This window comes from Flavobacterium sp. KACC 22758, from assembly GCF_028736135.1.
GTDB lineage: Bacteria > Bacteroidota > Bacteroidia > Flavobacteriales > Flavobacteriaceae > Flavobacterium > Flavobacterium johnsoniae.
On record NZ_CP117878.1, the window covers coordinates 1,545,527 to 1,561,169 of the forward strand.

Consider the following 15,643-nt stretch of genomic DNA (forward strand, 5'->3'; position numbering starts at 1 on the left):
AAGGTTCTTAGTTACAAAGGGGCAATAAAACAGAAAAACCACAAACAAGAGCTTGTGGTTTTTGAGTTTATATATTTAAAAGTAAAGCGGTTGTTATTTTGATTTTGCCTGCTTTAATTTTAGGCGCATATTGAATTGTTTGACAATTTCTTTAACATGTGCATCTTTGATTTGTTTTCTGTTCAAACCCTGTAGATTTTGTACATATCCTGTAAAAACATGGCTTATAAAAAGAGGCGATTCAGCAGAATTGTTAGATGCGTTGTGGCAGGAGAAGCAATTAACAAGATTGTTTACGGTATTTCCATGTATAGAAGATGGACTAAATCCTACCTGAACATAGGTTTCCATAGTAATATTGTAAGCTGCAGTAGAACCTCTGGTTAAATCTCCCGGTGAAGAATTTGAAAGATTATAGCTCAACGAATCTAATAAAGCCGCTTGTGCCGGAGTGCTGTTGTATCCTGCAGTATTAATCCACAATGAACCATTGTAGAAATAATTGTTCCAAATGCCTGTCAGCTGTGTTTTAACGCTTTGGTTAATAGTACGAATGTTATTGAAGTTTTCAGAACCATTTTGGCTTGTATCCATATAAAGCTGCACATTAAAAGAACCTTTCATTGCTTTTTCTACAGGAACGCCATATTTGTAGACAGAAAAGACATCAGTGTAATTTCCATTTCCTGTAGTTATATTCTGAACCGTTGCTGTGTTGTTTTTATTAAAAAACGGATAATCAACTGTACTTGTTACAGGGGCATCAGCAGTTGGCGTAGCTTTAGTCCAGTCATAAGCAGGCGCAAGGTTTTCATGTTCAAAAGTTGCCCATACAAATTCGGGATGATTTTCTACAATTCCCACGACATGCATTCCTAAAAGTGCTACTTTTGTTTTTACTCCGTTTATTACACCCTGAGTAACAAAATAAGTTGAAGTATCTTTAAGAGCGCTTGCATCAATCCATGAAGTTTTTAGTTCTAATGCTCCTACAGGAAAAGTGATATCTTTTACTTTTGTAGGATCGTTTTTGGCAATTGGACCATATTTTATCATAGTGTCGTAAAGAAGTTGGTCCATAAATATAGAATAATAGACTGTAGTTTGTTTAGGAACACCCGACTGGTATTTAGGAGTTTGTAAAATATCAGTATTAGAACTTGCCTGAGCAGTATCTGTTAAAACAATTCCGTTGCTAGGGTCTAATTTCTGTCCTGCTGCGTTCACCTGAATCAGATTGGTCATAAATAAAGGTTTTCCATTAACTTCATTGGTCAGCCATAGAAATTTTTGCCATGACCACTTATGAAAGTCACAATTTGTTACCGTAGCATTGTTGGCAAATACGCTTGTTGGTCCTTCATTTGGCGGAGGAGTCTGGCGGGTATTGTTTACCATCGTAAACCAATTAGCAGGAGCTAAACACTCAGAAGAAGCTGCGCTTTTGTTTATTGTTGTATAATTATCATTTTTTCCCTTTGCGTCCTTTTTACAAGCGCTTAATGCGATTATTATGATAAAAAGGCATACCATTTTTGTAGTTTTCATAACATGGGGCTTTAGTTGGTTTATTTAATTATCTTTTTTTGAATACCTGAAAGTAGATAATTAAGAAAGTGACTTTTGAAAAAATGTCATAAGTCCGCCATATTGAGGTATGAAGCCAATAAAAATGTGTATTAATTAAATAGTTACTGAGATACTAAGATTCTGAGTTTTTTGAGCTGTTGTGTTGATTCTTGCGGAGGCTTTGAGGTTTTTAAAAGCTCTTTATAAAAAATAAAAACCGCTCATAGAAATTTCTTGAACGGTTTTTTATGAAACAATTGTTTTGCTAAGTTCAAAACAAGAGATTAAAAATTCAGTTTGAAGTTATGTTTGTTAACTTCTTCCAGTTTATCAGATTTGAGTTTTATATCTTTTATTTTATCTAATTCTGGATCAACTTTTACTATAGATTCCATTTTAGTTTGTTTTTTAACAATTGTATGCGTTTTCATATTATTTTCTTTTAATAATAAATCCATAAAAATCACCATTTGAATCAAAAGGAACGTTGAATATGTTTCCATTTTCATCTTCTATTGTTCCAAAGATATGAAATGTTTTTGATAATTCTCTCAAATTTAGCGATATAGCTATCCTGTATAAGCGTGTTCTGCTTTTAGTACTGCCTTTAAAAAAGATTTTCCTTTCAGGATATCTTTCTGAAAAAATATAAGCAGATTCAGCAACTGTAGCTAGAATTTTATTGCGATCCCCATTATCACTTACAATTAAATCGTTAATTATAAATTCTTTTTGGATTTGATCAAAAACTAAATCTCCAAAACCTAAATTATATATTGTATCATTTTTTGTAGGTTTATAAACGATACCTTTGTCTATTTCGCCATTAATTCCCTTACTCTTAAATCTAAATAGTGTAGCATCAGTATTTGTAAGTAATTCATATTTTGCAATATTCATTTGTAAAATAATTAATCCTGCAAAAATATATTTTATTATAAAAATAAACTTACTTTTTTTGTTTTTTTAGATAGGGAATATATCTAACTCTTAAAAATATCAATTCTCTGCATCCATGGAATATCCGATCCTAAAAACTGAAGTTTAGTTTTTACAACTTTATCGCTTTTATCTCTTGGATTTTTGGTTACAAAACGAGCTGTAGAATTATTAAAATCTAATGTGTATTTTTCGTTCAGATCTTCTTTTTTGTCTGCCGAAAAAGTGATCAGATTATCTTTTGCACTCCATTTTCCTTTTCCGTATGAATTGGTTTCCGGCGGCGTTCCGCCTTGCATTTTAGAGTAGGAATGAAATTCAAATGTTCCATCTGGATTTAAGGTCAATTTGTATTCAATTATGTGTTTTGCTTCTTCGCTAAGTGAACGGGTATAATCGCCCGCAAATTGATTTGATTGTGCGAATAATGTAAAGTTTGAAATTAAAAGTAAAGCGGTTATTAATAGTTTCATAGGTTTTGTTTTTTTTTGATTTATAAAATAAAATTGCCTTCCAGAACAATCACTGCTTCTCCAAGAATGTAAACTTTGTCTTGTACAAGTTCTGTACTCATAGTTCCGGTTCTTAAAGAAGATTGAAAGGCATTTAGTTTTGTTTTATTCAGTTTTTTTGCCCAATATTTTGTCAAAAAGGTTTGAATTCCTCCCGTTACAGGATCTTCGTCAGTTCCTGCCCAAGGCCAGAAATATCGATAATGGAAATCGAAATTTTCGTTGTCTGAAATTGCAGTTACCAAAACCCCGTTTATTCCGGTATGCGAATTTACCAACGCTGTAAAATCGGGTTTTAAATCTGCCAGTTCGCGGGCGCTGTCAATTTCAAGTAAAATTATTTTATTGTTTGGGCTGTATCTTTTTTCCAGAATTTTAGAAAGTCCAAGTGCATCGAGCAGTTTTTGAGGCACCTCAGTTTCTTCTGTTTCATAAACCGGAAACTGCATTTTTATTTTATGAACTTCTTTCTCAATAAACAATTCAACATTATTGATGTTAATAAATTTTATGCTCTCAAATGAAGTCGTGCTGAAAACAATTTTAGAAGAAGCCAGCGTCGCATGCCCGCATAACGGAATTTCGGTTTTTGGGCTAAAAAATCGAATACTGTATGTATTGTCTTTTATTTGTTTTATAAAAGCCGTTTCCGAAAATCCTATTTCTGCAGCAATACTCTGCATGCTTTCTGCATTTAATTCTATATTGGGAAGACAAACTGCTGCTGGATTTCCTTTAAATTTTTCCTTCGTAAATGAGTCAACAAAATAAGTCTTCATTTTTATTTGGGTCTTTTTAAATATATAAAAGCAAAAATATTCTAAATCAATATACTGCTTTATTCTAATTGTTAATCATTGGGTCTAAACTGTTATCCTTGTTTCGCAAATCTAATCCGCCTTCGTAAACCGATTTAAGATTAGTGAGATAAAAATGCCAGCCGTTTGAACAACCCAATCTTATGTATTTTTTCGAATTATCATCTGTTGGAATATCATGATGATGAAGTTGAACTATTGTATAACCATTTGTTTCGCTCAAATTTATATCAACCAGACAAGTTCCTTCAAAAGTAAACTGTAAATGGTCTTTTCCGTTGGCAGAAGTAATTTTTCCCAACATGGCATCATCATACAAATACCAAAGCCATTCATACCTACTCCCTTCTAACACGTTTTGATTTTTGCCAATAACTTCCTGATTTGCATCAAAAAAAGATACTTTTTCGAGAAACCATTTTTCTAATTCACCTGCAATTGTCCAGGCATTATAAATGTCGCTGAGTTTAGCTTTAACGGCTATTTTTTTGGTAAATGATGTCCAGTCGAAGTTTTTCATTTTAAATTTAAATTAGATTTTTGTCAAGTTTTCTGAGCCGTAACCACATGCCGCACAATATATTGCTTTTGGAGTTCTGAAAGGTTTATAACAATTAGGACAATCTTTTCCAAATTGGCTTCTTTGGTGATGCAAAATAGCCAAAGGATTTGATTCGTATTCGCTAGTTATTATTCGATACATTTCTAGTAAATATTTATATTGCTCATAAGTTTCAATTTTGTCAAGCCAAACATGATCTTTAATTTTTCTTCGTTCTAATTCTTGGTCAACAATTTTTTTTCCCTCAAACCAAGCATCTCGACATAATTTAAATTCATTGTCATCAAGCATTTTGACTTTTATATTGCAACGCCAGCAAAATTTTTCTTCCATTTAAATCTTCCAATTTAAAACAAATATAAGGTATTTCTTGTAAGTTTTTAAGTGTGATTTAATGCCGGTTGCATATAACGGATTGTATTTCATTTACAAAACTCAGAATCTTAAAGTTCTCTAAAAGAGCTGGTTTTTTGACAGAAAAGCCGTAGATTGCACGTTTAACTTCAAATGTTATACAATAATGGTAACGGCCAATTTTTATTTACTAAACAGCGGTTTGATGTGCTTAATGTACACATTATTGTATTTGCATGACGATACTTTCTTAAAAAGCTCAAAAGAGTTTATTACTTGTGCCCTGCTGCAACTCTAAGCAGGGATCCTTTTTATAGTTCGTTTTTATTTAACCTCAATTTTCATTCAGGATATGATATCATTGAATTGAATCGAGCTGGATATTCAATGAAGAGTTGTTTATCATACGCAATGAAAAGTGAAGAAAAAAGAAAGTAATGTCACAAAATAATATCATTTTAACAACAGGAACCTACGATTTAATTAAAGACCACGTAAGAAGAAAAAAAGTAACACCGCAGGAAGAAGAACTTTTATTGAGCGAACTAAAACATGCAACGCAGGTATTGAGAAAAAACCTTCCCGAAGATGTTGTTTCGATAAACCGAAAAGTAACTTACAAAGACCATAATACTAACCAGGAAAAAACAATTCTTTTGGTTGGTCCCGAAAAAGTAAAAGTGAGCAAAAACAAAATTTCGGTTCTTTCAGACGAAGGTATTGCAATGGTTGGTTACAAAGTAGGAGATCTTATAGAATGGCCGGCTAAAAATGGTCATTTGAAATTAGAAATTTTAAAAGTAGAAGCAGAGGCATAATATTTTAGTGTTTTCGATTTGAGTTTAGTAACAATCCCAAAAGAGTTTTTCTTTTGGGATTTTTTTATGCAGAAACCAAAAGAAAAATAAGATAATTACTTCAAAAAACGTTCGTCGAAAGCTTAAAATAATTAAATTCGTTCTTCTCAATTTAACCATAACCAATTATAAATGAGTATGAAACAAGCTGGAAACATAAACGAAGTAATTCTGTTATTAGATGAAATAATAGAAAAATCAAAAATAGACCAAAGCAATTTAGGTTTATTTGCTATTCTGTACAGAGAAGTTACTGTAAGAGTAAAAGAAGGCATACAAAATGGTTCTTTTCAAAATGGCGACCGAATGGAAAAACTCGACGTTATTTTTGCCAACAGATATCTAAAAGCCTATTATGAATATCAGGCCAAAGAAAAACCATCAGAATGCTGGGGATTTGCCTTTGAACAAGCCGATAAATTTTGGCCCATAGTGTTACAGCATTTACTTCTGGGAATGAATGCTCATATTAACCTTGACTTGGGAATTGCCTCGGCAGAAATTTGCACAGTTGAAGATATCAAGGATTTACAAGCCGACTTTGATAAAATAAATGCCATTTTGAGCAATTTGGTTGGCGGTGTCGAAAAATGCTTAATCAAAATTTGGCCGACACTTACGTGGATATTAAAATTTACAGGCAAAATAGATACTTTTTTTATTGATTTCAGTATGGAAACGGCAAGAAACGGAGCCTGGAAATTTGCCAATGAATTTGTAGCTGTTCCCGAAAATGAAAGAGAAGCCTGCATACAGCTGAGAGACCAAAGAATTACAGAAATCGCCCGATTAGTCTCAAACCCCGGATATTTTGTGAGCGCTGTTTTTAAATTCATCCGTTTATTCGAAAGAGGAACGATCGCTCAAAAAATAATCGATATGCAGATTGCCGAACAAAATAATGTGGAGTGTGTGGCGGCGTGATTTTGAAAAAAAAAATGATATTTGAAAGCGCAGATTTGTAAATCTGTGCTTTCAGGTTATATGCATGCAATAAATACTCCTTTTAGCTTTTTTATTTAATCCGCTAAATTTGCAGGTATGATTAAGGTTTTATTTTTCTAATTCAATTTTGAGTTTTTCGATTATTTCCTTTTCAAATTCTCTTTTCACCATTACATTTTGAAACAAACCTAAATCCTGATTGACTAACTGCCATTGTGTTTCTCTGTTTTTGTATACTGCTACAAAACCTAAAGAGGTTCCATTATTGCCAGATGGTCTTGTCCAGGCTTTTATTCTTTTACCATCCAGATTAAAATAAATGTCGTGCCAAAAGTCTGTGGTGTCTTTGTCTTTTAAGTCAGTATTTTGAAGATGCATTTTTTCCAGCGCATCAAGGATTTTCTTTTCAGGATATTCAAGATAATAGGTTTCTGCATAGGGATATGTTCCTGCTGCATAAAAGTGAAAGGTAGAAAAAAAAGAAATTATCTTATAAGAAAAAAATAAAACTATTGTGATGAGTATTAATAGCTTAAATTTTGATTTGGTCATTTATATTTTAGTTTAAATTTGTATAGTACTCAATACTCGATAGCGCGGATTTGCAATCCGTGCCCGCAAAGATTGGCTTTTTTAAAATACTTGTATTGTGTCTCACTGTTGCAGGCACGGATTGCAAATCCGCGCTATCGGGGTAGGAAAACTAATGAAGATGTTTTTCAATAACTTTGTCAATTATATTTTCTGCCCACAAAAAAGTATTTTCTTCCCAATCTGTATTTTTAAAGTTTCTTATTGTTTCTACTTTTTGGCGTAATTTTTTTAGCAAGTCAAGATTTGGCTGACGTATATTTTCTACATACATGATATCTTGCATAATCCAAGATGCATCTTCAAGTGGTAATAATAAATATTGAGTAAAGAAGATTTCGTAAATGTCAACAATTTTTACAATTCTATTATTATCATAATTCAATAAGGTACAACAGAATTGATAACGTTCATCATCCGTAAAATTATTTAATTCTTCTATAAAACTTAACCATTCTTTTTCGTTAAAAGTATCAAGAATTTGATGGATTGATTCGTCACCTTCGTAATACCAATAATCCCCGTCGATATCTCCGTTGTCATTAATGATTTTTTTTATTGAATCAATTTTCTTTTCTAAATTCATATAATCTTGATAAGATGCTTTTTTACAAATCCTTAATCAATTCACTTGGATGAATTTTTAAAGCTTGCGCAATTTTAAACAAAGTGCTTACTTTCATTTCCTGCGAACCTTTTATATATTTTCTTAAGTTCTCCACATCCATTTCAGCATCATGAGCAACTTCTCTTGGTTTTAAATCATTGCTGTTAATCACATCTTTTATCTTAATTCCTAGTTCTTTTACAACCTCAGGAATTTCGCTTTTTCTTTCTCTTTTCATAGAAATGAAATTACAAGTAATAGATTGTTTTGATATGATTGTTAAAAATCGATTGTTTTCAACCGAAATTTATATATTTGTTTAAAATTGTAAATCAAATCTTATATGAAAATAGAAATGCAAAATAAAGAAAGAGCTCAAGAATTATTAGAATTAATAAATAAAGGAAGATATTTCACCAAACTACAACCAGAACCAAAAGAAACCAACTCATATACAATACCGCTAAAAGTATCTTCTTATAACGAAGTAAATCTAATGGTTTCAGATTTGTTAAAAGCAAGTCTTATTTTGCTTAATCCTGATGCAAACGGTTTGTCGAGTTTTACAAAAGACAATAATGTCAATGTAATGACTTTGCTTGAAATTGCCTTGCAGTTATTGCCAGAAGATGAAATGGAGTTGTTGGATGAGGTTTATAAGGTTTGTTTTTATAATTAACATTTTTAATATGTATTATTGTTAATTTTGGCATTTTAACGATTATTTATGTTGTTTAACGATTAAAGTGTTGGTGAATATATAATGAAGAAAGGGTTTTCGTATTTTTGTGAATTAATACATTAATATGGAAAAAGCTTTATTAGATATACCGACTTTAGAATTGTTGGATAAGTTTGGTGCAGGAAAACATAAGCCAGGTTCTGGAAGTGCGGCAGCTTTTCAAGCAATGATTGCTTCGAAATTATTAATAACTGTAATAGGAATTACAAATAGACCCAATTTACAGAAAAGTTATAGTAGTGTTTTGCCAACATTACTGCAATATTTGGATGATATAGAAAATAGAATATTTCCTCAATTAAGCGAGTTATTTATTAAAGACGCATTAGAATTTGATAGAGCAATTGAGCTTAGAAAATTACGTAATCAGGAAGTAGATCCCGTATATAAAAATCAATTAAGGAGAGAAGCTTTAGAACAAATGAAAGTTGCTATTGCAATTCCTTTAGAAATATGTAAGTTATCAATTGAATTATGTGAAATTGCAAATTATGTATTTGATAATGCATTTAAAAGTGCCAGAGGAGACTCGCATGTGGCTTTTAGTGGCGCTGTTGCAGCATTAGCGGGTTCTTTATCTATTATTCGTTTAAATCTTCTGCAATTTGGAAGTGACGATTTTCGATATTGTGAAGAGATACGTTTAAAATTACAAGAGTTAGATATAGATTATGCAAACTACAATTTACTTGCAACTTCTAAAATTACTGTTCTTCAAAGAGAATTTGATGCAAAAGCTCCTTTTTACCTTGAGTTGAATGATTTATTAGATAAGCTCAAGCTAAATAAAAAACCTACAGATTTTGAAATTGAGAAAGGTATAACTGATTTCCAAAATCTCGTTTGGAAATATAAAGATAGTATTTGGAAGAATGCTCCAAAAGAGCCTTGGGAAATCCTTGATCCTCAGAAGATTTTTAAAGATGTACTTTGCTATGATTATGTTGTTAGAGAAGAATTTGCTGTGCCTGATGATAAAGGAAATATTATTGAGATTGCTGGTTTAATTAATCAAGCAAATAGATTGGTAGTTGTTTCAAACAAATTTTCATTACCCATTCAAAGGTTTACAGGAGCACATGAATTAGCACATGCATTGTTTCATGATCAAAAGGTACAACATCGAGATCTACCATTAGATAATGATACATATCATCTACGTCCTTTCGATGAGAAAGTTGCAGATAAAGGAGCTACTTATTTCCTGATGCCCCAAAAAGATGTTATTAAACAATTTGCATTGCGATTTGAAAGTTTGAATTTTACTATTAATGAAGAGACTTCGTTTAATTTAATTAGAAGAGATATATTATCTTTAAAAAAGGAATGTAAAAATCTTCGAGAGCTTTCAAGAAAATTAGCTTTAACGGAATCTTATAATGGTCGTCGCTTTCAATCATTATCAGAAAGATTCAATGTCTCTGTTCAAGCTATGGCTATTAGATTAGAGCAATTGAATTTGGTTAAATATTAAATTTTATTAATTCCCTGAGCAAATAAAAATGTTCGCGACAGTGAACAATTTCTTGTATTCATGAAATTTTTATTCTTGAATATTGATTGGGTACGAAGTTAGGAGACTTCATAAATTACTAAAATTATTTGGATTTAAAAAAGGTAAATCAACGGAACCCTCTGTAAAAAGACTTTCATCTGTATCATCGAAAAAACTTTTTCTAATACCCCGATACCCGATAGCGCGGATTTGCAATCCGTGCCCACAAAGATTAGTTTTTTAAATTATTTGTATTGTGTCTTGCTGTTGCGGGCACGGATTGCAAATGCGCGCTATCGGGGGTAACTTGTAAATTATGATATTTTTTGTAAAAGGAATAATTTTGTCTTTCTTAACCTTTACTGCTTTTGCCTAGTAAATAACCTGAAATTGTGCCTAATAAACCTACTATTGGTGTGATTTGTTGTTGAGAATAACCTGCGGTAATTAAAAATAATCCAGCGACAATTAAAAGGGTAATGCTTACAATTTGTACTGTATTTGGTCCCCAGCCTTTTTTCTGCTTTATCAAAATATAAAAAATCCCTCCAATTATTATTCCCCCAAAAATTAATATGGAAATGCTAAGATATAATGAATGCTGATATTGCTGTTCAGAATAATTTGGATAATATTTATTTTTATTTACAATACTATCCAATTCTTCAGGAGATATAAAATAATTATAATCTGAATTATTTTCATGTCGAATGCTATCAAGATGTTTTTTGTATGTTTCAATGACGTTTTTATTTAAACTGTCATTTTTTAAATTTTGACTAAAAATATTAGCAGTTGTTATAATGAAAAAGAAAAGTAATAAGTTTTTCATAATTTAAGATCTTGTTATTTTTGCTCCTATTTTTCAAATTTATTTTTACCCAATAAGAAAAAAATCTCAAAGCAAGTAATATTAAACACACACACTTGTAAAACTTAGTAATCTAAAATTATTTTATAATTGTTTTAAAATTAGTATCATATAGATTTTTCGCTAATTATCTTCCTTTTCTTCATTACGTAATATTTGTATTGCTAAACCACCGTTGGTATGTAGTTTAGATTTTATTTTATTATCGATTAAATCTTTATCTGTTTCAAATTCTTTTAGCAAATTTGGAATTAAAACTTTTCCAATTATTTGACCTTTAGATATTTCTACATTAGAATGAATGACATTATTTATACTACACTCAATTCCATTTAAATCTTTTGGAAGCTGGACAATATAAACAATACCATTTGAATTGTCAATTTCTTTAATTTCATTAAAGAGCTCTACTACTTCGTTGGGAATTTTATCTTTTAATGATTCATTTTTGGTTAAAGCCAAATCAATAATTTCTTTTGCTTCCCGTATGGCCATAAAAGCTTGACCTCCCTTAGTTTTTGACAATGTATATTGTGCACTTGCTAAACTTAATGGTGTGAAACTTATTCTAAACTCTTTCTTTTCTAATGCATCTAAATAGTGCTCAATTCCATATGCAGTTGTCCAATCAAGAAAGCCTTTTTTTAAATCATATTTTTCAAAATCAGTACTTTTTAATGTTTCCACAAGAATTTTAACGTGTTCAACATTATAAGGAGCCCAGTTAGATTTAAAACCATTTTTCTCAATACTATTTGAGTGATATGTCGTTGTACCGTGAAAAACATTCATAGGATTTGACCAAATTTCTTGAGGTACAATCTCTAAATTAATATTGTCGAATTGATATGGGATTTGTTTCATAATTTATTTTTCCGTTACAAGCTGTAATAAAAATGTTTCCTAATTCAGTTAAGATTAACTCACCTTTTTTAAAATATAAAATATCTTGTCTCATTGTTGCGGGCAAGGATTGCAAATCCGCGCTATCGAACGTGAAGATATATCCGCGCGATCTTGGTTAAAGAGTTTCCAATATATTGCCAATTGAATATTTTTCCATTCTGTTAAATATTACTAGTCACAAGATTTATTATTTCTTCAATTGTTTGTTTTTTTACAGTTTTTTTTTCTTCTTTTTTAGGACTAAATTTTGACCAAACTTCTTTCAAAATTGGATTTTGTTTAGCAAAATTCGTTATTATCATTTTATAGCTGGAACCATCAACATTTCTACTTCTCGCACAACATATAATAATATCAATGTTAATTTGAATAAAAATGCTTAATTGTGCTTTCAAATCTTCAGCTACGTCACCCGCGCTAACTATTCCTATGGTTTTTCCTTTGATTTTTATGACAGCATTAAAATCAATTAAATCTCCAGTTTCATTGTCATAAGTTAAACTGTTTTTGGTGACGTCTTTATTGTTGAATTTATGCTTTATTTCAGAAATTTTTAATAATTCACTATAAACCAATCCTGTAGTTGTAGTTTTTCCTGAATTTCTTTCGCCTCGAATTAATATTATTTTTGCCATTATATTTTTTCTTTTATTTGGTAAATACTGAAATGAGCTAGTTTTATATAAAAACAAACATCGTCTTTATTTTAAATTAACAACCAAGTAAAAACACCTGATTTTATTGAAATTAGTTTTACCAAAAATAAAACCTTTCACTTCAACAATTTTAAGGAAATCCATAAAAGCAAATTAAAACTCCAAAAGTCCTAGCCCTGATAGAAGCGGTATCCTTTTACTGGCTTCTTTTCCCAGAAAAAGATACAAGCGGATAGCAGGAAACAGCTTCTAAAAATCATTACAATTCCACTAAATATTGAACGTAATTTACCTAAAAAATAACCACTAGAATTTTCCACAAAAATTTTGTAATTTTGCCGTCCAATAAAAGGAATTAGAAAATGTTAGATAGACTTCAATATGTAAAGCAGCGTTTCGATGAGATTTCGGATTTGATTATTCAGCCGGATGTTATTTCTGATCAAAAACGTTACAAGTCGCTTAACCAGGAATATAAAGGCATAAAAGCGCTTGTTGAAAAGAGAGAAGAATACATTATAGTTTTAGCAAACATCGACGAAGCAAACGAAATCATTGCTGACGGAAGCGATGCTGAAATGGTAGAAATGGCCAAAATGCAGTTGGATGAAGCAAAAGAACGTTTGCCGGAACTGGAGGAGGAAATCAAATTTATGCTGATTCCTAAAGATCCAGAAGATGCGAAAAACGTTATGGTGGAGATCCGCGCCGGAACGGGTGGGGACGAAGCGAGTATTTTTGCTGGTGACTTGTTTAGAATGTATACAAAATACTGCGAAACAATGGGATGGAGAACCTCTGTTGTTGATATGAACGAAGGAACTTCTGGAGGTTTCAAAGAGGTTATTTTTGAAGTTACAGGAGAAGATGTTTACGGAACTCTGAAATTTGAAGCAGGTGTTCACCGTGTACAGCGTGTTCCGCAAACAGAAACTCAGGGACGTGTACATACATCGGCTGCAACGGTTATGGTTTTGCCAGAAGCTGAGGAGTTTGATGTTCAGGTAGATATGAACGATGTTCGTGTAGATTTCTTCTGTTCGTCTGGACCTGGAGGACAGTCGGTAAATACAACGAAATCGGCTGTACGTTTAACGCACATTCCAACTGGATTAGTTGCGCAGTGTCAGGATGAGAAATCACAGCACAAGAATAAAGATAAAGCTTTAATGGTATTGCGTTCTCGTTTATACGAAATGGAATTGGCTAAAAAGCAGGAAGAAGATGCTAAAAAACGTAGTTCTCAGGTAAGTTCTGGAGACCGTTCGGCTAAAATTCGTACGTACAACTATGCACAAGGCCGTGTAACGGATCACCGTGTTGGTTTAACGCTTTACGATTTAGGAAACATCATGAACGGTGATATTCAGAAAATCGTTTCTGAACTTCAGCTGGTTAATAACATGGAGAAATTGAAGGAAGCTTCGGAAGTGTATTAATCTGAGGTTCTGAGATACTAAGATGCTAAGGTTCTAAGATTTTTCTTTGAACATAAATTATATTTAAAGCCGGACATTTGTTCGGCTTTTTTTTAATGAAAATTTAATATCTGTAAAAGTGAGAGTTTTACAGGTTCTTTTTAAAATAATAACGCTAAATTAAGACCAATACTACAATAATAATCTTGCGGAGTAGGATTTATAATACTGTTGGTAAAGATTAGAATTTCAGTGTTTTATGGTTTTGGTATCTCACAAAAAATAAGTTTTTTATTGGCTTTTTTTACCTCATATTTGTGTGTCTTAATCAGGAAAAGACAAATATGCTAATCAACCAATTCAAACTATTTTATGAAGAGAACTTTACTTTTATGCATCCTTTTTGGGAGCTTTTTTTACTGTCAGGGTCAGTCCTACTTTGGGTTTCGGGATGATAATTATGCCGGAATACAAGGCGTTTTGTTTAATCCGTCGTCAATTGTAGATTCTAAGTACAGAGCTGACGTTACCGTTTTTTCGGCAAGCGGTACACTTCAAAACGATTTATACGGCGTAAATATCATGGACGCTTTAGACGGCAGTTACGATCTGGCAAAAGATGCCAGTAAAAACTTTAAATCAAACAACAGAGGAAATTTTAATGTCGATATTCTAGGTCCTTCGTTTATGCTGAATATTACGCCGGAGCATAGTATTGGGCTTTATTCGCGCGTGCGAAGCATAACCAATCTTGTTGGGGTAAACGGAGAACTTATTGATGAGGTAAATAAAGAAACAGATGTTTCAAACAGTTTTTTATTTTCGGGCGGAAATCCAAATGGTATAACCAATTCCTGGGCAGAAATTGGCGCGAGCTACGGAACGGTATTGTTAGACCGCGACGATCATTTTATTAAAGGCGGTATTACGGTAAAGTATGTAATGGCAGGAGTAAACGGTTATATTAACGGAAGTGATTTAAGCGTGGCTTTTACCAAAAATAATGCTGATCCAGCTTTGAGTCAGTACACTTCGACTGGAACGCTGAAAACGGCTGCAAGTTATGATTATGAAAACGGAAAAGATCCTAAGTTTGATATGACATCGGCTGGTGTGGGTGTCGATTTGGGTTTTACTTATGAATATCGTACCAATTGTCATACTTGTATGGGAAACCGATATAAATTTAAAGTTGCGGCATCGGTAACCGATATTGGAAAAATCAATTATAAAGATCTTACTGAAAACACTTATAACTTAACCGGAAGCGTAAGTCAGGCGGATATAGATGATGCCGATGATATTTTCGAATTCTTTGATTCTAATTACACTAAAATTTCATCAAGAAAAGGAGTGAAAGCAAATTTACCAACGGCTCTGCACACTAATTTTGACTGGAATATTGACCAAAAGTTTTATTTAAATCTAAGCACAGACTTTAGTTTGGTTGATGCTAAAAAAGTCAACGGAACTGCCATTGCTAATTCGGTTACTTTTACGCCCAGATATGAAACAAGACAATTTAGTTTTTATATTCCGGTAACGTATATGGAATACAGCGGTACTCAGGTAGGAACAGGCTTTAGAGCTGGCCCGTTGTTTATTGGTTCAGGGTCTCTTGTTTCGAATTTATTTTCAAACAAATCTAAAGCTTGTAATATTTACGTAGGTTTAAAACTTCCTATTTATCAGGATTACAGATAGGTTTTTTTTAAAGGTACTGAGGTTCTAAGGTTCTGAGGGATTAAGTAACTATAAGTCTAAAATAAAAACTTAGTCCCTCAGAACCTTAGAACCTCAG

Annotated in this window: 19 protein-coding genes; 6 read left to right on the forward strand and 13 right to left on the reverse strand. The window is 32.1% G+C overall.

The window, feature by feature from the left end; all coding sequences use genetic code 11:
* Positions 1-93: 93 nt before the first annotated feature.
* The 7 genes from PQ462_RS06545 to PQ462_RS06575 form a co-directional block, all read right to left on the reverse strand.
* Positions 94-1,548, reverse strand: coding sequence for a hypothetical protein (locus tag PQ462_RS06545; RefSeq protein WP_274252822.1), 1,455 nt, complete (start codon positions 1,546-1,548; stop codon positions 94-96).
* A 305-nt stretch (positions 1,549-1,853) separates the two neighbouring features.
* Entirely contained in the window at positions 1,854-2,000 is a 147-nt protein-coding gene (locus tag PQ462_RS06550) for a hypothetical protein (protein WP_274252823.1), read from the reverse strand.
* A 1-nt stretch (position 2,001) separates the two neighbouring features.
* Complete coding sequence (locus tag PQ462_RS06555) at positions 2,002-2,469, reverse strand: DUF6934 family protein (protein ID WP_274252824.1); 468 nt, start codon at positions 2,467-2,469, stop codon at positions 2,002-2,004.
* Between the two features lie 83 nt (positions 2,470-2,552).
* Complete coding sequence (locus PQ462_RS06560; protein ID WP_274252825.1) at positions 2,553-2,981, reverse strand: copper resistance protein NlpE N-terminal domain-containing protein; 429 nt, start codon at positions 2,979-2,981, stop codon at positions 2,553-2,555.
* A gap of 20 nt (positions 2,982-3,001) precedes the next feature.
* Entirely contained in the window at positions 3,002-3,799 is a 798-nt protein-coding gene (locus PQ462_RS06565) for a PhzF family phenazine biosynthesis protein (protein WP_274252826.1), read from the reverse strand.
* Between the two features lie 64 nt (positions 3,800-3,863).
* On the reverse strand, positions 3,864-4,358 hold the full coding sequence (locus PQ462_RS06570; RefSeq protein WP_274252827.1) for an SRPBCC family protein: 495 nt from the start codon (positions 4,356-4,358) through the stop codon (positions 3,864-3,866).
* A 12-nt stretch (positions 4,359-4,370) separates the two neighbouring features.
* Complete coding sequence (locus tag PQ462_RS06575) at positions 4,371-4,733, reverse strand: hypothetical protein (protein ID WP_274252828.1); 363 nt, start codon at positions 4,731-4,733, stop codon at positions 4,371-4,373.
* A 458-nt stretch (positions 4,734-5,191) separates the two neighbouring features.
* Between PQ462_RS06575 and PQ462_RS06580 the strand changes: the two genes are divergently transcribed.
* Both PQ462_RS06580 and PQ462_RS06585 read left to right on the forward strand, forming a co-directional pair.
* A complete protein-coding gene (locus PQ462_RS06580) occupies positions 5,192-5,572 on the forward strand; it encodes a GreA/GreB family elongation factor (protein WP_274252829.1) in 381 nt (126 codons plus the stop codon).
* A gap of 171 nt (positions 5,573-5,743) precedes the next feature.
* Complete coding sequence (locus PQ462_RS06585) at positions 5,744-6,535, forward strand: DUF5995 family protein (RefSeq protein ID WP_274252830.1); 792 nt, start codon at positions 5,744-5,746, stop codon at positions 6,533-6,535.
* 129 nt (positions 6,536-6,664) lie between these two features.
* Here PQ462_RS06585 and PQ462_RS06590 read toward each other — a convergent pair whose 3' ends face one another.
* The 3 genes from PQ462_RS06590 to PQ462_RS06600 form a co-directional block, all read right to left on the reverse strand.
* The gene (locus PQ462_RS06590) at positions 6,665-7,108 is read right to left on the reverse strand and encodes a hypothetical protein (protein WP_274252831.1); all 444 of its coding nucleotides are present in this window, start codon (positions 7,106-7,108) and stop codon (positions 6,665-6,667) included.
* 151 nt (positions 7,109-7,259) lie between these two features.
* The gene (locus tag PQ462_RS06595; RefSeq protein WP_274252832.1) at positions 7,260-7,733 is read right to left on the reverse strand and encodes a hypothetical protein; all 474 of its coding nucleotides are present in this window, start codon (positions 7,731-7,733) and stop codon (positions 7,260-7,262) included.
* 22 nt (positions 7,734-7,755) lie between these two features.
* On the reverse strand, positions 7,756-7,992 hold the full coding sequence (locus PQ462_RS06600) for a helix-turn-helix domain-containing protein (protein ID WP_274252833.1): 237 nt from the start codon (positions 7,990-7,992) through the stop codon (positions 7,756-7,758).
* Between the two features lie 105 nt (positions 7,993-8,097).
* On the opposite strand from PQ462_RS06600, the gene PQ462_RS06605 reads away from it, so the two are divergent.
* The gene (locus PQ462_RS06605) at positions 8,098-8,433 is read left to right on the forward strand and encodes a hypothetical protein (RefSeq protein ID WP_274252834.1); all 336 of its coding nucleotides are present in this window, start codon (positions 8,098-8,100) and stop codon (positions 8,431-8,433) included.
* A gap of 127 nt (positions 8,434-8,560) precedes the next feature.
* Complete coding sequence (locus tag PQ462_RS06610; RefSeq protein WP_274252835.1) at positions 8,561-9,970, forward strand: cyclodeaminase/cyclohydrolase family protein; 1,410 nt, start codon at positions 8,561-8,563, stop codon at positions 9,968-9,970.
* A gap of 373 nt (positions 9,971-10,343) precedes the next feature.
* Here PQ462_RS06610 and PQ462_RS06615 read toward each other — a convergent pair whose 3' ends face one another.
* The 3 genes from PQ462_RS06615 to PQ462_RS06625 all read right to left on the reverse strand — a co-directional run bounded on the left by PQ462_RS06615 (position 10,344) and on the right by PQ462_RS06625 (position 12,403).
* Entirely contained in the window at positions 10,344-10,823 is a 480-nt protein-coding gene (locus PQ462_RS06615; protein ID WP_274252836.1) for a hypothetical protein, read from the reverse strand.
* Positions 10,824-10,985: 162 nt separating this feature from the next.
* Positions 10,986-11,726 (reverse strand): hypothetical protein, encoded by a 741-nt coding sequence (locus tag PQ462_RS06620; protein WP_274252837.1) that lies wholly within the window; start codon positions 11,724-11,726, stop codon positions 10,986-10,988.
* Between the two features lie 203 nt (positions 11,727-11,929).
* Positions 11,930-12,403: a hypothetical protein gene (locus tag PQ462_RS06625; protein WP_274252838.1), complete on the reverse strand. Its 474-nt coding sequence runs from the start codon at positions 12,401-12,403 to the stop codon at positions 11,930-11,932.
* Between the two features lie 383 nt (positions 12,404-12,786).
* On the opposite strand from PQ462_RS06625, the gene prfA reads away from it, so the two are divergent.
* Complete coding sequence (gene prfA, locus PQ462_RS06630; protein ID WP_073409594.1) at positions 12,787-13,863, forward strand: peptide chain release factor 1; 1,077 nt, start codon at positions 12,787-12,789, stop codon at positions 13,861-13,863.
* Between the two features lie 351 nt (positions 13,864-14,214).
* Complete coding sequence (locus tag PQ462_RS06635; protein ID WP_274252839.1) at positions 14,215-15,546, forward strand: DUF5723 family protein; 1,332 nt, start codon at positions 14,215-14,217, stop codon at positions 15,544-15,546.
* The last annotated feature ends 97 nt before the right edge of the window (positions 15,547-15,643 follow it).